Source organism: Staphylococcus caseorum (assembly GCF_049943195.1).
Lineage (GTDB): Bacteria > Bacillota > Bacilli > Staphylococcales > Staphylococcaceae > Staphylococcus > Staphylococcus equorum_A.
This window is the reverse complement of record NZ_JBNFUA010000001.1, coordinates 2,267,697-2,288,418: the sequence shown is the minus strand read 5'-3', so window position 1 is coordinate 2,288,418 and position 20,722 is coordinate 2,267,697. Positions and strand designations below refer to the sequence as shown.

At 31.6% G+C, this 20,722-nt stretch carries 20 protein-coding genes; 10 read left to right on the top strand and 10 right to left on the bottom strand.

Annotated features, from left to right (window positions below; genetic code table 11):
• Positions 1 to 22: 22 nt before the first annotated feature.
• Entirely contained in the window at positions 23 to 1,096 is a 1,074-nt protein-coding gene (locus tag ACP3TL_RS11640) for a hypothetical protein (RefSeq protein ID WP_285336772.1), read from the bottom strand.
• Between the two features lie 158 nt (positions 1,097 to 1,254).
• Positions 1,255 to 1,464 carry a PD-(D/E)XK nuclease family protein gene (locus ACP3TL_RS11635; RefSeq protein ID WP_047505035.1) on the bottom strand — a complete coding sequence of 70 codons (210 nt, stop codon included), beginning with the start codon at positions 1,462 to 1,464 and terminating at the stop codon, positions 1,255 to 1,257.
• A gap of 428 nt (positions 1,465 to 1,892) precedes the next feature.
• On the opposite strand from ACP3TL_RS11635, the gene ACP3TL_RS11630 reads away from it, so the two are divergent.
• From ACP3TL_RS11630 to ccrB, 5 genes are all read left to right on the top strand, one after another.
• Entirely contained in the window at positions 1,893 to 3,320 is a 1,428-nt protein-coding gene (locus ACP3TL_RS11630; RefSeq protein WP_285336771.1) for a DUF6038 family protein, read from the top strand.
• A 125-nt stretch (positions 3,321 to 3,445) separates the two neighbouring features.
• The gene (gene cch1, locus ACP3TL_RS11625; RefSeq protein ID WP_285336770.1) at positions 3,446 to 5,236 is read left to right on the top strand and encodes a cassette chromosome replicative helicase; all 1,791 of its coding nucleotides are present in this window, start codon (positions 3,446 to 3,448) and stop codon (positions 5,234 to 5,236) included.
• Positions 5,237 to 5,301: 65 nt separating this feature from the next.
• Positions 5,302 to 5,565: a hypothetical protein gene (locus ACP3TL_RS11620; RefSeq protein WP_107387205.1), complete on the top strand. Its 264-nt coding sequence runs from the start codon at positions 5,302 to 5,304 to the stop codon at positions 5,563 to 5,565.
• Positions 5,566 to 5,735: 170 nt separating this feature from the next.
• Complete coding sequence (gene ccrA, locus ACP3TL_RS11615) at positions 5,736 to 7,088, top strand: cassette chromosome recombinase CcrA (protein ID WP_285336769.1); 1,353 nt, start codon at positions 5,736 to 5,738, stop codon at positions 7,086 to 7,088.
• Positions 7,089 to 7,108: 20 nt separating this feature from the next.
• A complete protein-coding gene (gene ccrB / locus ACP3TL_RS11610) occupies positions 7,109 to 8,737 on the top strand; it encodes a cassette chromosome recombinase CcrB (RefSeq protein ID WP_285336768.1) in 1,629 nt (542 codons plus the stop codon).
• Positions 8,738 to 8,772: 35 nt separating this feature from the next.
• Here the strand turns inward: ccrB and ACP3TL_RS11605 are convergent, their stop codons facing one another.
• A complete protein-coding gene (locus tag ACP3TL_RS11605; protein WP_285336767.1) occupies positions 8,773 to 9,060 on the bottom strand; it encodes a hypothetical protein in 288 nt (95 codons plus the stop codon).
• Positions 9,061 to 9,608: 548 nt separating this feature from the next.
• On the opposite strand from ACP3TL_RS11605, the gene ACP3TL_RS11600 reads away from it, so the two are divergent.
• The 5 genes from ACP3TL_RS11600 (at position 9,609) to ACP3TL_RS11580 (ending at position 12,146) form a co-directional block, all read left to right on the top strand.
• Positions 9,609 to 9,959, top strand: a complete 351-nt coding sequence (locus ACP3TL_RS11600) for an SAUGI family uracil-DNA glycosylase inhibitor (RefSeq protein WP_142836984.1) — start codon at positions 9,609 to 9,611, stop codon at positions 9,957 to 9,959.
• A gap of 86 nt (positions 9,960 to 10,045) precedes the next feature.
• Positions 10,046 to 10,357 carry a DUF960 family protein gene (locus ACP3TL_RS11595; RefSeq protein ID WP_069824492.1) on the top strand — a complete coding sequence of 104 codons (312 nt, stop codon included), beginning with the start codon at positions 10,046 to 10,048 and terminating at the stop codon, positions 10,355 to 10,357.
• Positions 10,358 to 10,374: 17 nt separating this feature from the next.
• The gene (locus ACP3TL_RS11590) at positions 10,375 to 10,878 is read left to right on the top strand and encodes a DUF1643 domain-containing protein (protein WP_142836983.1); all 504 of its coding nucleotides are present in this window, start codon (positions 10,375 to 10,377) and stop codon (positions 10,876 to 10,878) included.
• Between the two features lie 13 nt (positions 10,879 to 10,891).
• The gene (locus ACP3TL_RS11585) at positions 10,892 to 11,113 is read left to right on the top strand and encodes a hypothetical protein (protein ID WP_285336766.1); all 222 of its coding nucleotides are present in this window, start codon (positions 10,892 to 10,894) and stop codon (positions 11,111 to 11,113) included.
• Positions 11,114 to 11,333: 220 nt separating this feature from the next.
• The gene (locus ACP3TL_RS11580; protein ID WP_285336765.1) at positions 11,334 to 12,146 is read left to right on the top strand and encodes a DUF6994 family protein; all 813 of its coding nucleotides are present in this window, start codon (positions 11,334 to 11,336) and stop codon (positions 12,144 to 12,146) included.
• Between the two features lie 71 nt (positions 12,147 to 12,217).
• Here ACP3TL_RS11580 and ACP3TL_RS11575 read toward each other — a convergent pair whose 3' ends face one another.
• From ACP3TL_RS11575 to rlmH, 7 genes are all read right to left on the bottom strand, one after another.
• Positions 12,218 to 13,213: an HNH endonuclease gene (locus ACP3TL_RS11575; protein WP_285336764.1), complete on the bottom strand. Its 996-nt coding sequence runs from the start codon at positions 13,211 to 13,213 to the stop codon at positions 12,218 to 12,220.
• Between the two features lie 166 nt (positions 13,214 to 13,379).
• A complete protein-coding gene (locus ACP3TL_RS11570) occupies positions 13,380 to 13,697 on the bottom strand; it encodes a hypothetical protein (RefSeq protein WP_285336763.1) in 318 nt (105 codons plus the stop codon).
• A 46-nt stretch (positions 13,698 to 13,743) separates the two neighbouring features.
• Positions 13,744 to 14,916 carry a restriction endonuclease subunit S gene (locus ACP3TL_RS11565; protein WP_285336762.1) on the bottom strand — a complete coding sequence of 391 codons (1,173 nt, stop codon included), beginning with the start codon at positions 14,914 to 14,916 and terminating at the stop codon, positions 13,744 to 13,746.
• Positions 14,909 to 16,465 carry a type I restriction-modification system subunit M gene (locus ACP3TL_RS11560; RefSeq protein ID WP_285336761.1) on the bottom strand — a complete coding sequence of 519 codons (1,557 nt, stop codon included), beginning with the start codon at positions 16,463 to 16,465 and terminating at the stop codon, positions 14,909 to 14,911. The genes ACP3TL_RS11565 and ACP3TL_RS11560 overlap by 8 nt, the downstream gene beginning before the upstream one ends.
• Positions 16,466 to 17,047 (bottom strand): restriction endonuclease subunit S, encoded by a 582-nt coding sequence (locus ACP3TL_RS11555; protein ID WP_285336760.1) that lies wholly within the window; start codon positions 17,045 to 17,047, stop codon positions 16,466 to 16,468.
• Positions 17,048 to 17,136: 89 nt separating this feature from the next.
• On the bottom strand, positions 17,137 to 19,929 hold the full coding sequence (locus ACP3TL_RS11550; protein ID WP_285336759.1) for a type I restriction endonuclease subunit R: 2,793 nt from the start codon (positions 19,927 to 19,929) through the stop codon (positions 17,137 to 17,139).
• Between the two features lie 105 nt (positions 19,930 to 20,034).
• Positions 20,035 to 20,514: a 23S rRNA (pseudouridine(1915)-N(3))-methyltransferase RlmH gene (gene rlmH, locus ACP3TL_RS11545; RefSeq protein WP_021339332.1), complete on the bottom strand. Its 480-nt coding sequence runs from the start codon at positions 20,512 to 20,514 to the stop codon at positions 20,035 to 20,037.
• Between the last annotated feature and the right edge of the window lie 208 nt (positions 20,515 to 20,722).

Here is a 20,722-nt window from a genome sequence, read left to right as displayed (position 1 = left end):
TTTGATAATAATATTTTTATATTTATGAAGCGTTTGAAGTTTCTTTGTCATTTTCTGAGCTTTTTGATTCTACATCTTGAGATTGTTCATTTTCATAGTTGTTACCATCAGTATTTTCATCATTGTTTTCGTTATTATTTTCTTGTGCTGCATCTGGGTTTTGCTTATCTTCGCTAGATGGTTGTTCTATTTGTTGATTTGGATCCTCACGTTCCTCATTTTGCGAAGCTTCCTCGTTACTATTTTCTTGCTGTTCTTCATTATTTTGTTTTTGATTGGATTCATCATTATTTGTTTCAATGTTCTCTCGGTTTTGGTCAACTTTTGCATCTTTTTTCGTTGATTGTTTACTATCATCACTTGTTTGATTATTCTCTTTTTCATTTTGAGACTGGTTGTTATTTGATGTTGATTGATTTGACTCATTGTCATATCCTTGTTCTTTTTGCCAATAATTACCTACGATGTTTGAAAGTTCTTTATATTTTTGTTCTGGAACATCAGAAGTAGCAGTTTCAAACTCAGGCATTCCTTTTTTGTATACGTAAGTATTGTAAAAATCAGTAGTTGAATTATAGATATCTTTGTCTATATAACCATTTTCAGCTTTTATAGGTCCATCTGGAGAGGTAATAGCACCACCCGTTTTGATAATTTTCCCTGTATTTTTATCTATAATTGCGTGGTGCTTGACGGATTCGTTTATCCCACCAAAAGGTGTTTCAATAAAAATTTCATCATTATTACTTTTATCTTTATTGTAAATCAGTTCATCTTTATTTTGAGTGAAATTGAGTATGTCTTCGGAGTTAAAAGCGATAGATTTTGCTTCATCAATTGTTATAGTTCTGCTATTTTGGCTATTTGCTTCATTTGTTGCTTCTGCAGCATTAGACTCACCTTGAGATTGATTCTTTGTATTTTGATTGTTTTCTGCTACTTCATCATTTGATTGATTTTCAGTTGCATCTGATTTTTTATCCCTTTCCTGTGTTTGACCATTGTCTTTTTTATGACTATCGTCTGTATTTTGACCACAAGCACTTAAAATAATAAAAGAAGACAAACCTAACATCTCTAATTTTCTAAATTTCATTATTACATCTCCCTTATGTAAGCTTCACTTTCAATGCTACCAAAAAACAAGGTGTTGTAAAATACAATAAAATAAAAATATACTATACTTAATAATATCAATATAAAAACACTGCAATAACAAATGATTAATTTGTTTGTCTGTATTTCCATAACAATTTAAATGTTATAATTATTAATGAATAAATCATTCAAGCCATGTACCTCATTTGGATTGAACAACCAAGCAAGCATATTACTATGTCTAATTTCTGTATTGATTGTGCCTAATATTTCAAACACATTAAAATTATCTACATTTGCTTCAATTTCATTTAATATATCTACATCTTTTAAAAACTCAACTAATAATTTTTCATCATTATCCACCTGAAGTCCACCCTCTAACACAATAATAATTAATTTTGTCTATTATTAAATCTAAATATTTATATGTCTATATTAATCGTTCAAAGTATACCTTATTTGGCTAATGTTTCTTAATATTTAATAAGCGTTGTTTATAACTCATATCATCGCAAATCTTTTTATAATATTTTGTCATACGATTTCTTTCTAGTACTTTGCTTTTAGAATTTTTTAAGTATCATCATTTTTTATTAGAAAAACTTCTATTAGTAATTTCTGAATAAAGATTATCCTCATAACGTAATTCTCTTGTAAAATCTTCAAAAATGATTCTACAGTAGCCTAGATCTTAAAAGAACACCCATTTTCTTATAACTAATTGAAATTTTACTTTATAATATAATTAAAGTAAACATAACCAGTAAAGACGGTTTGAAAGGACTATCATTTTGAATTTTGAAAATTATAAATATTTTACAGGAAAAGATTTAATGAAAGAATGTAACTTAAGTGAAAAAATGTTTAAGAATAGTATGGATAAACTTGAACGAGTTTATAAGTTAGATATAAATAGGTACAAATCAAATCCATCAGCAACCAATAGCGGCTACAGTTTTAACTTATTTGAATTAGAGTTATTTAAAATTTTGCTAAACACTATTGAGGACTTTCCTGTTCCTACATCTGCTAAAAAATTTGATGACATAGATTTAAGAGAGGAGGCATTAAAGAAAAATAATAGTCAATTTATTAGCTATATTACTAATATCAGCGATTCAATTGATAATATTAAAAATGATGCATTAAAAGCGCAAATTTATGCATCTGAAAACTATTCTTTTACTTTAGAATGGCTTAGTGCTCAGTCAAAGTGTAATGATGCATTGTCTTCATTTTTTAATTATACAAATTCTCTAGATTTAGATAAGAGTTCAAAATTATATAGAAAATTAGCACATAGAATTGACGAGTTACTGTTTGAAACATTAATGGAAGATAATATTACATTTGATAATGACTTCAATTTCAAGCAATTATATAAAGCTCATCAATATAATAAAGAAAACAATCCCGAAAATTTTATTATATACAACCAAGTAGAACCTGATGATTCCAAGTATTCAAATGTAAATCATGAAGTAGCTAGATATATATCAAATGAGCCAACTATAGATGAGTATAGTGAACGTACTGATAACAAATTATTAGATTTTTTCATTATTGATATATTAAACAAACTCTACCTTCCAAGTTTGAATAAAAGAATCAATCATAAAATTGTGACTGATGATATACAAAATGATGAATCGAAAATCCGTGAAAAATTAAGAAAAAAAGAAATTGTAAAATACCCATTAAACGTTAATGGATACTTTCTCAGTATTGAAAACGACTTATTTTCTAACTATCAAAGAATTATTAATACTATAAATCAATATAAAAACAGTACTTTTGATTTACAAAATTTTGAATCACGTCTAGACAATATAATAAATAGCTCCAAGCCATTAATATCAAACGATAAGTTTCTCAATATTTATAAAGAATTTTATTTGTCATTATCTAAATTTTCTAACCTATTTTATACTAATCGCCAATCTTATATTGATGATGGTATGAGTCCAAATCAAGTAGAGAGCTTCTTAAATGACTTGTATCGAATTCATCTTTTATTAGATAAATATTCATTTAATGAAGATATTGAGCCACTTTCAAAAATAAACATTACCGAATTAACGAACGCTTTCCACTTATTTGAAGAAATAAAATCTACTCAAATTAAAGACGAAATCGTCAGTAAACAAGTCAATGATTTATCTAGTTGGTCTATCGCAAAAACTCTAAGTGAAACCTTAGACAATTTAAAATTTGAATAGCACTACCAAAGGAGGTCGTCCATTTTTTTTGTTTATGGACGACCTCCTTATTTGCGTTTAATTCTCCTTTAATATGTATTTAGCAACACAAATTTAATGCTTATATAGCAAAGGAGAGATTTATTATGACTAACAACATATTCAAGCAATATCCATATTTTTTAAATTCAAATGGCTTTTATGAAGTGATTCCACCTAAAAGTAACAATGATGTAGAAAAAATCATTCAATTGTCTAGTCCCATCATTATTGAAAATAAATTTCTCGACCCGTCTACAGGGATTGAGAAGTTGATTATTACAGATGGAAAAAATATTGAACGTATTGAAGCATCAGATATCTTAACATCTTTCAAGCTACCTGGATTGATTAAGTACGGCTTCAACATCAATGAACGGTACATTAAATCATTAAGCTATGCGTTACAATCGATGCGCCAGTCACTTCCATTATCTAAATTATATACCGGCGTAGGTGTATTACAGTCTGATGATGAAGGTATGGTCATTTCATTGGATAAACCATACTTTTCAAAAGAAATAGAGCAATCTCAAGCTAATGAAATCATTTGTGAAACACACTATGATTTACAACCAAAAGGTACTTTCAAAGGCTGGTGGGAGATGTACTTAAAACAAGTTAAAGGGAACTTACTCCTAGAACTTGCAGTAGTATTTGCTGCTTCTTCATTAGTTACGGCTTTCCTAAAAACAAGACATGAGGTCGAGTTTGCGGGAACCATCTTCTCATTTATGGGAAATTCAAGCACAGGTAAATCGACTGCAGCCGCTTTAGCTGTTTCAATAGCCGGCAATCCTACTAAAGGTAGCAATACACTTTTTAGGTCTTGGAATGGTACTAGAAACGCGCTTGAAGGATATTTAAGTAGCAATTATGGTTTGCCTATCGTATTGGACGAATTATCGGCTGCAACCTTCAAAGACACTACTGGGTTGTTGTACAGTCTGGCAGAAGGACAAGGCCGACAACGATCTAATATAGATGGTAATGTCAAAGCACTCAAAAATTGGGGGACCTCAGTGATAAGTACGGCAGAACACAGTGTTTTAAATAATAGTGCACGTAATGATGGATTAAATGTTCGTACCATTGAAATATCAGAAGCTTTTACGACGAGTGCTGACAATGCAGATGCAATTAAAAGGGCTACATCGGTCAATTATGGCCATATCATGCCATTAGTAGCTGAATATCTTTTAAAACGTGAAGACGAAGTAATTAAATGGTTTCATACGGAACATGATTGGTTCAAAAAACAACTAAAAAATGAAACGAGTAATACTGGTATTCGTATGTTTAAACGCTATGCAGTGATTGCGACATCTGCTCGGATATTCGAACGTGTTATTGCAGTGCCTATTGATATAGATGCAGTAAGAGAATACTTGGTTAGTTATCACTTGGAGTCAGTTTCAGAACGCTCACTAGCAGAGAAATCTATCGAGGTCATTGTTCAGTTTGTAGCGCAAAACCGGGGGAAATTCTCTGAGGATGCCAAGCTATCAACAATGATTGAGAATTATGGACTTATTGAACTTAAAGAAGACCACATTCAAGTTAAAATCCTGAAAAATGTATTTAAAAATATGTTGAATGAAAATCAATTCCAAGATGTAAATATTGTAATTGATGCTTTACGAGACAAAGGTTATATCCATTCTGATCGGAACCGTAAAACAACAAAACGTAGCGTTCCAGATTCTAATGGCAAAAAGAAGACTATTGTCTTTTACCATCTTAAGCTAGATATGACTTATGCTTCAATGTTTGGTTTGAGTTCTAAAACAGAACCTAGTATACCACCACCATTCGTTGATAATACAAATAAAAATTTGCTAGAAGATTTTGTAACGAAAGCTAAACAATTCGAAGCAAATGACGATTTAGGATTATAAAATATCGCTATAACACCCTAAAGGCTGTTGTAGCTTACTTAATCAAATACTTGGAGGAAATTAAAATGAATACTAAATTCAAATTAACACAATACACATTATGCTCTTTGGTCGAATTAGAGAATCAACAATTAGTCGTAAACTATATTGATCATGACTATGATATAGAATCCTATACGTTAACTGAGACACAACGTAAACTCTTGATACTTTATAAATTGTACCCTGAATTTATGAATGAGGTAGCTCTCACTAATTTCTTTGTGAAAAGTACAAGAGACGACAGAATGACTGTTTATCATATTATCAAATCCTTAAATATTTTATAGAATCGGAGGTCTTTTCATTGGACGAATTAATCACATTACTCACTGATTTAGTGATTGAAGAAATCAATCACGCTGATGACTAATAATAACGCCCAACACCTGACTGGTGTTGGGCTTAACTATAAATTCGTTCATAAATATATATTATCAATGTGGAAGGAGGAAATACGATGAAACAAGCAATAGGTTACTTACGACAGAGCACTACAAAGCAACAATCCCTAGCAGCACAGAAACAAACCATCAAGGCATTAGCCAAAAAGCATAATATTCCACACATCACCTTTTATAGCGATAAACAATCAGGACGTACTGATAAGCGCAATGGTTACCAACAAATTACTGAACTGATTCAACAAGGACAATGTGACGTATTATGTTGCTATCGTCTGAATCGACTTCATCGTAATCTAAAAAATGCATTAAAACTCATGAAATTATGTCAAAAATACCATGTTCATATTCTAAGTGTTCATGATGGCTATTTTGATATGGATAAAGCGTTTGATCGCCTAAAGCTCAATATATTCATAAGCCTCGCAGAATTAGAGTCCGATAATATTGGTGAACAAGTCAAAAATGGTCTTAAAGAAAAAGCTAGACAAGGTAAACTCATCACGACACATGCACCATTTGGCTATACCTATCACAATGGCACATTCACAATTAATCAAGATGAAGCACCAACGGTGAAGGCAATATTCCATTACTACCTACAAGGCTATGGTTATAAAAAAATTGCGCAATACCTAGAAACAGATGATCAATATATCAAGCGTAAACCCTACCAAGTACGCGCTATTATCATGAATCCTAATTACTGTAGTCGCGTTATCAATCAATATGGACAATATGACAACATGTTTCCACCTATTATTTCTATCAGTAGCTATGAACAAGCGCAGATTTTACGGTCTGAAAAACATGTCAAACGAACACCTTCAGCTAATCAACTGAAACAAAAAATCAAATGTCCATGCTGTGGCGCCACACTTACAAATATGACAATTAGAAGAAAGCAACATAATACATTACGTTATTATGTCTGTCCTCGAAATATGAATGAATCTCGTTTTGTCTGTGACTTTAAAGGGATTAACGCTAAAGATATAGAAACAAGTGTTTTAAAAACATGTCAACACTTCTTTCAAGACCAACAGGTCTATTCCAAAATAAATGATGCCATTCAACAACACATCCAAAAACAAAACACACTGGAAACTAAGCGCACGTATACCCAAGCACAACTCATCAATAAGTTAGCCAAAGGAACGATAGATGCTGAATCATTCAGAAAACAGACTCATTCGATGAATCAAAAGCACAAAACCATATCCTCCATAAGTGATAATCAGTTACAAACATCACTACAAAATGTGATACAGCATAGTTTCACGTTAAACATGATGTATCCCTATATTGATGAAATTCATATTACTAAAAACAAAGCCCTTGTTGGTATCTATTTCAAAAATGAGCCACTAAACATTGTTAATCAAACCAGGCAATCATCAATTGCCTAAATAAGAAAGGATGAAAAAATATGCAACAACTTAAACAAAAACGTGTCGGTATCTATGTCCGTGTATCAACAGAAATGCAAAGTACTGAAGGATATAGTATCGATGGACAAATCAATCAAATTCGAGAATATTGTGATTTCAATAACTTTGTTGTTGTAGATGTATACGCGGACAGAGGTATCTCTGGAAAATCTATGAACCGACCAGAACTACAACGTTTGTTAAAAGATGCGAACGAAGGTCAGATCGATTCTGTTATGGTCTACAAAACAAACCGACTAGCACGTAACACTTCTGACTTACTCAAAATTGTTGAAGACCTTCATCGTCAAAATGTCGAATTCTTCAGCTTATCTGAGCGTATGGAAGTCAATACGAGTAGTGGTAAACTGATGCTACAAATTCTAGCAAGCTTTTCTGAATTTGAAAGAAACAATATTGTCGAGAACGTATTCATGGGACAAACCCGACGTGCTCAAGAAGGCTATTATCAAGGCAATTTGCCATTAGGCTATGGTAAGATACCAGATAATAAACATGAACTCATGATTAATCAACATGAAGCCAATATCGTTAAATACATCTTTGAATCATATGCGAAAGGACATGGATATCGTAAAATTGCTAATGCTCTCAACCATAAAGGTTATGTCACTAAAAAAGGTAAACCATTCAGTATTGGTTCAGTGACCTATATCTTATCCAATCCGTTCTATATTGGTAAAATTCAATTTGCCAAATACAAAGATTGGAATGAAAAACGTCGTAAGGGATTAAATGATAATCCAGTAATTGCTAATGGAAAGCACTCCCCTATCATTAGTCAAGAGCTGTGGGATAAAGTACAAGCTCGTAAGAAGCAAGTCAGCAAAAAACCACAAGTTCATGGTAAAGGGACAAATATTTTAACTGGGTTAATTTCGTGTCCAAAATGTTCTGCTTCTATGTCTGCGAGCACGACAACCAATACACTTAAAGATGGTACAAAAAAGCGAATACGCTATTATTCCTGTAGTAATTTTCGCAACAAAGGATCGAAAGTGTGTTCTGCAAATAGTGTAAGGGCAGATGTCATAGAAAAATATGTCATGGATCAAATACTCGAAATTGTCAAAAGTGATAAGGTCATCAACCAAGTCGTAGAACGTGTCAATAAAGGGAAACAAGTCGATATAGCTGCACTTAACCATGATATCGCTTATAAGCAACAACAATTTGATGAAATTAACACTAAACTTAAAAATCTAATTCAAACCATCGAAGACAATCCAGACTTAACATCTGCACTCAAACCAACCATTCATCAATATGAAACACAACTGAATGATATTACAAACCAAATTAATCAACTCAAGCAGCAACAAAATCAAGAGAAACTATCTTATGATACGAAACAAATCGCTGCGCTATTACAACGAATATTTCAAAACATAGAATCCATGGATAAATCACAACTCAAAGCATTATACCTTACGGTCATTGATCGTATCGATATTCGTAAAGATGGTAGTCATAAAAAGCAGTTCTATGTCACACTCAAGCTCAATAATGAGATTATTAAACAACTTTTCAATAATACTCAGCTCGACGAAGTGCTTCTCAGCACTTCGTCTTTGTTTTTGCCTCAAACTCTTTACCTTAAAATCTAATAAAAAAAGCAAGATGCATTTATGCACCTTGCCTATCACTTATCTTCATCATATTCAAATGGAAACCTGTATGGATCGTCCATCAGACGCTGTCTTTTTTCGTCTAGTTTTGAGATATCCTCCTCATCTGCAATAGATTCATCATAATTCAAACCTAATGCATTGAGAGCATCTTCAAAATCCATATCTTTTTCCTGCATGTAAAACCAAACTCTATCAGTAATGTATATTCCATCATATAAATGATAACCATCAATGGAACCATTCATATCATACTTCAAGTCATCATCTGAATAATGACCATATTTACTAAAACTTACCACTAGCTTCAACTCCTTTGACTTTCACTTTATATTACACCGAAAGTCAAAGTTAGTCAAAGTTAAATTATATGTATTTCAACTTATTTTCTCAGTGTCCTTTCGTCATTCAATAACACCTATCTAACAAATATCTTCAACACGCTAACTACTCATGACTCAATGTGAAGCTTATATTGATATGACGAAAGAACATCCCAAAATAAAATACAAGCGGGATAGTAACGGGATTGGATAACTTCATGTATAAGAAGGATTACGCAAGCGTAATCCCAAAATCCCGTTATTATTTATAAATAAATAATATAAAAAGAAAAAGTAAATCATAACCACACCTACAAATCCAAACTATATATAAATATATAGCTATATTTCCTAAGAAATGATCGGGATAACGGGATTTCCTTGTCATACCAACGTTTGTAGCGGGTTTTTATATGGAATTTTCTCTTATTCTTACCGGGATTCGTAATAAACGACAAATCAAATATATATTATCCCAATGATGTATATCAACTACATCACTATCACACTATCTAGGAGGCAATGATATGAAAACAACCACTCAAGAACTCAAACAATATATAACTCGTCTATTCCAACTATCTAACAACGAAACATGGGAATGTGAAGCGTTAGAAGAAGCAGCAGAAAATATACTTCCTACTCGCTTTGTAGACCATACCCCACTTGCGCATCTTACACTTGACACTTATACCTACTATAACGATGAACTACATGAGCTAAGTATCTATCCATTTCTAATGTACGCCAACAACCAACTCATCAGCATTGGTTATCTGGATCATTTTGATATGGACTTTCTATACCTTACAGATACTAAAAATACAATTATTGATGAACGTCATTTACTAAGAGAAGGAGGGACTCACCATGAATAACTGGATCAAAGTGGCACAAATATCTGTTATAGTCATTAACGAAGTGATTGACATCATGAAAGAAAAGCAAAATGGAGGAAAATAGTATGCAAATCAATCGATATATCACAAGAGGCATTAGTGAACACTTATCTCTAGACCTTCAAATCTTACTTTGGAACATGGTAAAAGAACGGGACAATCAACCTCATACAGATTACCTACACATTTTTAAACTGCAAGAAGATGAGAATATACTCTCAATCACACATGAACAAGAACAACCTGCATACAAATTGGAATATCACTATACAAACTATGTAAAAAATCAAAATGCATTACCTAAGAAAGTCTACGTCATTCGTGAAGATGGCGTAGACGCTTTTTATTATGTGATGCTTTTACCAGAAGAATACTAAAGGAAGTGATTATATATATGAATACAATCAAAAATACGATATACACAGAAGCTATATTTAGCAAGGATGAAAAACACCGCTATTTACTCAAGAAAACATGGGATGAAAAGAAACCCGCTTGTACAGTGATAACGATGTACCCTCATTTAGATGGTGTATTATCACTCGATCTCACAACTGTTCTTATCCTCAATCAATTAGCGAATTCAGAACGATACGGTGCTGTATATCTTGTAAATCTATTCTCTAATATTAAAACACCAGAGAACCTTAAACATATTAAAGAACCTTATGATAAACACACAGACATCCACTTGATGAAAGCAATTAGCGGAAGTGACACAGTGATTCTAGCTTATGGTGCTTATGCGAAGCGGCCAGTTGTTGTAGAACGTGTCGAACAAGTGATGGAAATGTTGAAGCCTCATAAAAAGAAAGTCAAAAAGCTCATTAATCCAGCCACAAATGAAATCATGCACCCACTCAACCCTAAAGCACGTCAAAAATGGACTTTGAAATAAAGGAGGATTATCTATGAACCATGAAACCACTCACTCAGACTGGCGAACAGTTGGTAACTTCTTAGCAAAGCATAATTATGTATCAATAGTAAAAGGGCTAGTATATCATTTCACAGCTATCGAAGATGAAGAAATTCTTAATAAGATTTATAACGATTTTATGAATGATGACTCTATCACAACGGTACTTAACAATGATTTTCAAGATATTATTGATCACTATTTAATAAAATGAAATGTACATTAAAATTAAAGCATCCTTCACTTTTGTGGTGAGGGATGCTCTTATCTTTATTTTTTTGATTAATATTTAATTTAGGAAATATTACTTTTAAATTTAAAAATATTGTACAATTAAATTATTAGTTTTCACGTGAAGAAATATTTAGTAAATTCACTATTAACTAGTATTATATTATCAAGCAATTGTACTATTAAAAGGTAGAGATCGATTAATGAAACAATATGTATATCAAAATAATATTAATTTAATAAATTTGTTATACGAGAGCGATTTTTGGAAAATAATAAAAGAAGACGCAGAATATTATCGTAAAAATAATAAATTAAAGAGAGATAATGCTTTACGTAAACTTAAATCTCTAATTGAATCTATATATGTAGATCCTGATGGCTTTGATAAAGCTCTTGCAGCTGAAATGCAAGATTTCTATAACGAAATGCAAGAATCACAATACATCAAAGAGTCTTATTATCTTAGTATTAATCATCAAAAATGTAGCCTAGATGCTCTTATCGGATGGAAACCACTTTTCCAATATAGAAAAGGTGATAAAAAATGGTTAGATGACTTAGAACTTATTAGAGGAAATAGAATGGGTCATTTGGCTTTTCCAGTACAAAAAAACTCTCTTAATCAACTAAGAGGAACTTTATTAAAAGATAGAATTGATTATACTCTATTTGATATTAAATTATTTTATGAAAATGTAGATCATTTAAAATTACAGAAAGCTTATGAACAAGAACCAACACGAAATTGGCTAATGTCATTTGGTACTTTTAATCAATTTATAGAGCTTATGCAATTAAATTACTTCGTCTATAAAGATCCTATCACATTAAAATATGATGTTATTGACTTATCATTGCCATATAATAATGATAAGTCACATTGCTTAAAAGAAATTCCAAAAAAAATTAAGCTTGAAGATGCTTATATTACGAATATACTTGACTATATAAAAAAATGTGGTAAAGAATTATCTACTATCCATGTTGACTTGATGAATGATTATTATGTATAAAATAAAAGAGCAACCCTTCATCGTAAAGTGAAGGGTGCTCTTTAGATTCTTTCATTATTTCTTTACACTATTTACTTATAATACGCTTCTAATGTTTCTAATGTAATATCTAAACCAACAGTCCTTAACGCCTCTTTTCTGTCATTAAATAGGTTTTCAAGAATAGGTTTTTTATCTTTGAATTTACCATAATGAAGTAAATTATGACAATGACTACAAAGTGAAACGATGTTCTCCATTGTATCTAAACTACAATTTTTATAATCAAAATCTTTATATTTACTAATCGGTATTAAATGATGTGGCTCTGTATAACCCTTACCAGATTTTCTTTTGAAAATTCTATCGTTTATATTATATTCACACTTGTAATCAGCACGAGCTAGAGCATCGGCTGCAATTTTAGAGTTTCGCTTAGGTCTTTCTTTTTGTAGAGAAGATACTGTCATCATCTCTTGAGGCTTTTGATGACCACTCCACGTAGGTTTTGATTCTTCTTGATTTTCAATTAAATCATCAATCATTTCTTTTTCCGATGAATCATAATCACCAACTTTTTCCTCTTCAATCTCTCCCAATGTATCTTTTAGGATTTGGATTGTAGATGTATTTTGATTAGACTCAATTGCTGCTTTCAATAAATAAATAGCATGGTTAGTGTCAATTGAACACATGTATTGTTGTTTTCCCGTTCCCTTTATTGTAAAAGCACTATCAGACTTATTATTTAAAGCTAACCAAGATTTATGTTGAGGTTTTGTAATTTCAAGCGGCTCTTCTAATTCGTAATAATCAGTATTCACTCTATAACCCTCATCATTCCATGCAGCACCTTTATTACGTTGATATGATGGCTTTTTAGCTTCGAAACAATCCGTCTGTGCAATGCTTATAGCCATCATTTTTCCATCAAAATTATGAAGAATAAAATCGCCTTTTTTTATGAAAGTCATCGTTGTATATCCATTGTTTCTACGTCCACTTTCATTCAATTTCGGAGACCATACAAATCCTCCATCTCGCTCATCATAATAAGTGTCTCCTTGAAACACATAAAATATTCCCATCTTTTTTACTCCTTTCAATCCTTATGTTTTTAATGATTGAAGTTTAATATTTTCACTTACATGCACTGCTTGTTATACATTACTAATTTGCTCTATAGTTAACTTTAAACAAATTTATCAGCACCTTTCATCATTAAATGAAAGATGCTTAATAATCTACTTTTTATTATTGAATATAAACAGGTATAAACCTTAAATAATCTTGTGTACTATCTGTAGTTGTATTAATGTAACCATAATTATTAAGTGTTAACGTAAATGAATCAGAAATACTATACTCTTTTTCATTTAATCTTGTAGCAATCACAAAAACATCATGATTTCTAATTCGTTCTATCAAAGTTTCTCTATCTTCATAAAATGGTTCACTTGTAAAAGTATAAGTACTTCCTTTTCGATGTGTTTCATATATTTTCACTTTAGTTATTTTGTTATCATTTTCATTTTTCTTGATAAAGTATTCAATAGCAAAAACTCTTTCCATTATACTTCTCTCCTTTGTTACTTTACATAATAGGTCATTATCAGAACTACACAAACATCTTCTGTAAAAAGCCTTGTTTTCTTTTCTTTAGTATTTCGATTTTTTTCACTTTATTCTCAATAATATGATCCAATTTAATTAAGAAAGAACCTATTTTTATCTGCTCATTTTTATCTATTGGCACTAATATTGTTTCCTTTGAATAATCTTTAAAATATAAGTGAGGAATTGTACTTCCAATAACATATTTACTAAAATTCATTGTTTTCAAATAATAAAACAGAAAATTAATATCGATATTTTGAGGCAATATATATCCCATTGTTCCAATTACAGATGACTTACCAGGTCTAAGGTTTAAACGACCAACTCCTGCACCATCTTTTAATATAGATATATATGATTTTTCAACATCGAAATTTATATCTCTACTAATTTCTCGAATCGCGTCATAAACTGGATATTCTCCATTAATAATATTTTCTGAATAATGGTTAGAACTATGTTTAGAACTAAGGTATTTTACAACATCATATAATTTTTTTTCTTTCCACTCTGGATAATCATTACCATTTTCATCTTTAAAGCGAAGTTGTTGTGAGAAAATATCCTGCATATAGCCCTTTTTCTGTTCTTCTAACTTCTCTAATTTTTGTTCTTCCAATTCGATTTGTCGGTCGAGTTTGCTGAAAAATTCACCGATTTTTTCTTGTTCATATTGTATTGGAAGATTTATATTTATATTAAAAAAATCATTAACCGGAATATTCAGAAGACCATGATTTCTAGCTCCTTCAACTGCTATATTTGCTACTTCTCTATACCACTTAGTACTTTCAAAATAATTTTTCATAAAACTTTTATCAATATTTTCATCAAAAGAAAAACATATATATAAAGATGACAAGATACCTAAGTCATATCTTTCTAATTTTTTTATAGCACCTAAAGGATAACCATTTGAATAACTTTTATTATAAGCAAATTCTCCTTTTTTAATTAATGTATAGCCAGTTAAATTTTTTGAGGAAACTGATTTATTAAAATACTCAATTTGATCAATTAAGCCTAATTGTCCAGAGATAGTTAAAGGTCTTTGAGATTCTAAGTTTTTATTTTTTCTAGTTACTCTTTCACTTATGTCATTTAACTTATAAGAAAACCATGAATTTTCATAATTTGGAAATCTTAGTTCGGGAGTATTTGCTATTTCAGTCATGTTTCAACACTCCTAGTTCTTTGAGATAGTCGTTAATTTCTGCTTCAACTTCTGCAATATCTTTATCAATATCCTTTAAATCTTGCTGAACTTGATTCAAGTCAATAGGTTCTTCTTCTTCAAATGTATCGACGTATCTTGGTATATTTAAGTTATAGTCATTGTCTTTGATTTCATCTAAAGAGGCTACATAGCTAAATTTATCAATGGTTTCTCTATTACGATATGTTGTAACGATTTTATCAACATCTTCATCTGTCAGTAGATTTTGATTTTTACCTTTTTCGAATGATTGTGAAGCGTCAATGAATAATACATTATCACTATCTTCACGGCATTTTTTGAATACTAATATACTGGTTGGAATACTTGTTCCAAAGAATAGGTTTGCTGGTAATCCAATCACCGCATCTAAATAATTCTTTTCTTCTATTAAATATTTACGAATCGTTCCTTCAGCTGCACCACGGAATAGTACGCCATGAGGTAAAACCACAGCCATTGTGCCATTATCATCTAAATAATGAATCATATGTTGAATGAAGGCAAAATCTGCTTTCGATTTAGGAGCTAACTTACCATAACCGCTAAAGCGTTCATCATCTAAGAATGATGGATCGGCACTCCATTTCGCACTATAAGGTGGATTGGCAACCACGGCATCAAATTTTTCTCCTCTAAAAGCAGGATTTTCTAAGGTATCATCATTATCAATTTTAAAACGCGTATAGTTCACATCATGAAGCAACATATTCATTCGTGCTAAGTTAAATGTAGTATTGTTATATTCTTGGCCATAATAGAAACGAACATCGGCTTCACGTCCAACACGTAACAATAATGAACCTGAACCACATGTTGGGTCATAAACATTTTTTAAGTTCGGTTTATTCGTTGTGACAATCTTAGCTAAGATTTTAGACACTTGTTGTGGCGTATAAAATTCTCCCGCTTTTTTACCTGCATTAGCTGCAAATTGACCAATTAAATATTCATAAGCATCTCCTAACATATCGATCTCAATATCGCTATGCACAAACGGAAGGGTCGCTAGATTAACCATAACTTTTGAAATGAGTTTTGTTCGTGCGGCATTAGTATTACCTAAACGTGTCGAGTTTAAATCCATATCAGCGAATAAATGGTCAAAGTCTTCTTCACTCTCTTCACCACGTGTTGATTCTTCGATTTTATTAATCGCTTTATGCAAATCTTCGATTTCGAATGTTTGAGTTTCAATTTTCTGAATTAAGTGACTAAATAAATCTTGAGGCTCAATCACAAAACCAATTAAATTAATTAATTCTTGTTGTAACGCTTCACGATATTCTTCGTCTTTCCAAGCTTCTGCATATGAAATATTGTCTTCTTTTAATAACTCAGCCACTTCTTCTTCTGTTTTTTCTGATAAGAAGCGGTAAAAGATGAGTCCTAAAATATAATTTCTAAACTCGCTTGCATCCATGTTTCCACGTAAGTCATTCGCAATACTCCATAATTTCTTTTGTAATTCAGCTTGTTGTTGTCTTTGTTTTTCCGTTGTTGACATCTAAATGTCCTCCTTAAATAAATATTCTGATAAAAATTGATCCATCAAGTAGGTTCGTTTCGCTTGTAAGTACTTTAAGTGTCTACGTCGTTCATCAAGTTTTCCTATACGTTGTTGTTGTTCTAATGGAGGTAGCGTCATCTTAAGTTGTTTAAGTTGATTCAATGTTAATTTTTTAACTAATGAACCCCCTTGTTTAAATTGATTTAACTGACTCTTCGCTTGAGATGAAGCATTCATCCAATAAACAAAATAATTAGCATCAATGTGTGTAGTATCAATCTCAATATGCGTATAATTATAAGGTAGAATACTTTCATGATGTTGTTGACTCACAATGACACACTCACTCGTCATCATATTAATCACGATATCGCCCGTATGAACCATCTTGGCTTGATGTGTTGTGCTTAATGTTACCTGCTTAGGTTGATATGTTGTCGGTTGAAACACTCCATCATCGAACTCCATCATACGTTGATCGTAGATAGGTAATGTTATGCCTTGAGAAGCTTCTACGGTCTCAAGTCGATTGATTAAAGAACCATTATGAAACGTAAATAATTGAGATATTTGACCCACCTTCTTTTTTGTATTTTTTTATTACTACAAATTGAGTATATAACAAAAAATCCTTGTAGTAAAGAAAAAATACAAGGATTTTATAAAAATTATTCAATCATACCATATTTTTCAACAGTATCTTCAATAAATTGTATAATTTGATCTGTTTTTCGCTTACGTTTCATAAAAGGCTCTGAAATATTTTGACCGATAGATTTACGATCGATATTACCACTATATTCATATTCATTAACAGCTTCGTTAAGTAACATAGCAGAAAAGGCTTTTTGTTCTGCAAATGCATCAATTTCTTTGGTTTTTTCTTTGTCTTCAAATTCATAATAAGCTTCATTAATGTCAGAATCTTCTTTTAGTGATGGCACAACTTTATCTAAGAAGCTACGGATCAGATCAGCTTTCAAACGTAATTGTTGATCATCGGCTTTATCTAATAACTTATGAATTTGATGACGTTTTTCATCGCGTGCTTTTTCATCAGATAGATTAATTTGACCAATGAGATCCATAATATACTTCACATTAATCAGATCATTACGCATTAATTCAACTTGGAAATCAATATCATCTAAAACGGAAACAGCTTCTTCATTATCCACTTTTTTACCACGCATGACTTCTTCATAAATATTTAAGTATTTTCCTTTATAATCTTCATACGTTTGTTCTGCAATACCTAGCTCGTTTTTCGTAAATTGAAATTCATCAAAGGTTTTTAATTTAATTAAAGTATTCGATAAATCACGGAACGAAATGACAAATTCTTTTTTTAAATCCTCAGCCTCTAATTTATCAACATCTAAAGGTGTTGGTGCTAATTGAAAAACGTCTTGTAAGATATCTTTGAAATTTTCTAAATATTCTTCGTAAGATAAGCTTAACACTGTATCTGTGTTGTCAGTTTGTGAGAAAATTTCAATGGCTTCATCCGTTTGTTTTTTCAAATCACGATAACATACAATATTACCGTAAGGTTTACGTTCTTTTTCAACACGATTGGTTCTTGAATAGGCTTGAATTAAATCATGATGTTTCAAGTTCTTATCGACGTAAAGGGTATTCAGTTTCTTACTGTCAAAACCAGTCAAAAACATATTAACGACAATGAGAATATCAATTTTGTCATCACGAACCACTTCTTTCATACGCTTAGATACGTCAGAAAAGTAGCCTTCGAAATTATCCGTATTATAGTTCGTTTTAAATGTTTGATTATAATCATTCATAATACGGTCGAGCACTTCTCTTGAATGAACATGATTATCATCTTCTTGTGCGTCTTCATTGGCTTGATACGTAAAAATGGTTGCAACATTTAAATCATGAACACCTTCGGTTTTTAGTCTTTGGAGTGTGTCATAATATTTAATCGCCATTGGAATACTTTGAACCGCAAACATAGACGTGTAATTTCCGTTATCTGTTTTCTTATGATAATTTGAAATCAAATGTCGACTAACAGCTTCAATACGTTCATCTGTCATCCAAATTTCCGACGTATTAATTTTAGAAACATACTCTTCATCTAGACCATCATGTGAATTAAATGTTTGATTATATTCCACGGAAAATCCAAGCACATTATGGTCTCTAATAGCATCTTTAATGAGATAGTGATGTAAACATGTATCAAAAATGTCCGCTGTAGCACGCCCATCTTGACTCTTATTTTCTTCAAAACGTGGTGTCCCCGTAAATCCGAAATACTGTGCATTTTCAAAATGTTGCTTAATCAAACGATGCATGTCTCCGAATTGCGTACGATGACACTCATCAATAATAAAAATCACTTTATCTTGTTTATATGATTCCATTACTGAATGATTGGACTTCACTGCATTCGCCATTTTTTGAATCGTTGTCACAATTAAAGGTAAAGTTGGATCGGCTAACTGTCTCAATAATTTACGCGTATTATCCGTAAAATCAACCGAGTCTTCTTGGAATTTATTAAATTCAGCTAACGTTTGATTATCTAAGTCCTTACGGTCGACCAAGAAAATCACTTTTTTAATATTTTCTTCTTGCGATAATAATTGACTCGCTTTAAATGAGGTCAGTGTTTTACCACTACCTGTGGTATGCCAAATGTAACCATTGTTATTTGTTTCTAACGCACGATTTAAAATGGCCTCAACCGCATAGACTTGATAAGGACGTAAGGCCATTAGAATTTTATCTGTTTCATTGACGATCATATAACGACTAATCATCTTAGCAATATGACATGGTTCTAAGAAATCTTCAATAAAGTCTTTAAGGTAGTTAATACGCTCATTTTGTTCATTACTCCAATAAAACATTTGTCCCTTAAAGATTTCACGATCACTATTCGCATAGTAGCGTGTTTCCATTTTGTTACTAACGACAAATAATTGTATGTATCGGAATAAACCCGTATAGTTTTGACGACGATAACGCTCAATTTGATTAAATGCTTCGGTAATTGCTACACCACTACGCTTCAATTCTATTTGAACTAATGGTAGACCATTAATCAAAATTGTTACATCATAACGACTTTTATATTTATCTTTCACACTGATTTGATTGGTTACTTGGAATTTATTCTGACACCATTGTTTTAAATTCATGAAATTCAGGTATAAATCAGTATCATCATCACGTTTAAGAACATAACTATCGCGTAATTGCATCGCACTATCAAATACAGATTTACCGTTAATCCCCGTCATTAAACGTTCAAATTCACGGTCTGTTAGGGGTTTCCCATTTAATTTATCCTTATGACGTTCATTAATTATATTACGAAAATTATCATGTAATTGTTCAACGTTATGTATGTTCACTCTTTCGTATCCTAAACTCTCAAGTTGTTGAAGTACCTCATTTTCTAATGCATATTCACTCTGATAAGCCATTCATTCATCCACCCTAAACTTAATCTTTCTTTAAATATATCAAAATTTGATAATAATTAATATTGCATACTGTATTTTTAGTCAATAAATTAATAAAAAACCGCATCACTTATGATATGCTTCTCCCCTCATGATCTTAAACGCACGGTAGACTTGCTCGATTAAGATGACGCGCATCATTTGGTGTGGAAAAGTCATTTTACTGAATGACAGGGCGTAGTTGCTGCGGTCTAAAACCTCTTTGTGTAGACCGTTTGATCCACCAATAATAAACGTAAAGTCGCTTTGACCACGTGTCATGCGGCTTTCTATTTCTTTTGCTAAGCCTTCTGATGTGAGCATGTTACCTTTAATCTCTAAAGTAATCACTGTGGATTGTGGTTTTACTTTTGCTAGCAGGCGCTGACCTTCTTTCTCTTTAACTTGCTCTATCTCTTTGTCACTCATATTTTCGGGTGCTTTTTCATCAGGCACTTCAATGATTTCTATTTTAGAATAAGCTCCTAATCTTTTTTCATATTCTGCTATAGCTTGTTTCCAGTATTTCTCTTTTAGTTTACCTACTGTGAGTATCGTAATCTTCATAGTTATCCTCCAAAAAATTGTGTAGTAGTTGATAGTTATTATACTTATCCACAAGTTATACACTTATGCACACTATTCCCTCTTATTATAACAGGAATGCATACTGTTTTTTAATAATGTTTACGTTTTCTACACAAAAACAAGTGAATAACCTGTTTATTTGTGGATAACTCTGTGTACAATGTGGGTACTTCCCTGTGAATTGTGC

Bases quoted from the DNA above. Each gene is read 5' to 3' on its own strand.
- ACP3TL_RS11585 (WP_285336766.1), top strand. From the start codon at position 10,892: ATGAACCATGAAACCACTCACTCAGACTGGCGAACAGTTGGTAACTTC.
- ACP3TL_RS11590 (WP_142836983.1), top strand. From the start codon at position 10,375: ATGAATACAATCAAAAATACGATATACACAGAAGCTATATTTAGCAAG.
- ACP3TL_RS11620 (WP_107387205.1), top strand. From the start codon at position 5,302: ATGAATACTAAATTCAAATTAACACAATACACATTATGCTCTTTGGTC.
- ACP3TL_RS11595 (WP_069824492.1), top strand. From the start codon at position 10,046: ATGCAAATCAATCGATATATCACAAGAGGCATTAGTGAACACTTATCT.
- ACP3TL_RS11570 (WP_285336763.1), bottom strand. From the start codon at position 13,697: ATGGAAAGAGTTTTTGCTATTGAATACTTTATCAAGAAAAATGAAAAT.
- ACP3TL_RS11575 (WP_285336764.1), bottom strand. From the start codon at position 13,213: ATGGGAATATTTTATGTGTTTCAAGGAGACACTTATTATGATGAGCGA.
- rlmH (WP_021339332.1), bottom strand. From the start codon at position 20,514: ATGAAGATTACGATACTCACAGTAGGTAAACTAAAAGAGAAATACTGG.
- ACP3TL_RS11565 (WP_285336762.1), bottom strand. From the start codon at position 14,916: ATGACTGAAATAGCAAATACTCCCGAACTAAGATTTCCAAATTATGAA.
- cch1 (WP_285336770.1), top strand. From the start codon at position 3,446: ATGACTAACAACATATTCAAGCAATATCCATATTTTTTAAATTCAAAT.
- ccrA (WP_285336769.1), top strand. From the start codon at position 5,736: ATGAAACAAGCAATAGGTTACTTACGACAGAGCACTACAAAGCAACAA.
- ccrB (WP_285336768.1), top strand. From the start codon at position 7,109: ATGCAACAACTTAAACAAAAACGTGTCGGTATCTATGTCCGTGTATCA.
- ACP3TL_RS11640 (WP_285336772.1), bottom strand. From the start codon at position 1,096: ATGAAATTTAGAAAATTAGAGATGTTAGGTTTGTCTTCTTTTATTATT.
- ACP3TL_RS11550 (WP_285336759.1), bottom strand. From the start codon at position 19,929: ATGGCTTATCAGAGTGAATATGCATTAGAAAATGAGGTACTTCAACAA.
- ACP3TL_RS11580 (WP_285336765.1), top strand. From the start codon at position 11,334: ATGAAACAATATGTATATCAAAATAATATTAATTTAATAAATTTGTTA.
- ACP3TL_RS11600 (WP_142836984.1), top strand. From the start codon at position 9,609: ATGAAAACAACCACTCAAGAACTCAAACAATATATAACTCGTCTATTC.
- ACP3TL_RS11560 (WP_285336761.1), bottom strand. From the start codon at position 16,465: ATGTCAACAACGGAAAAACAAAGACAACAACAAGCTGAATTACAAAAG.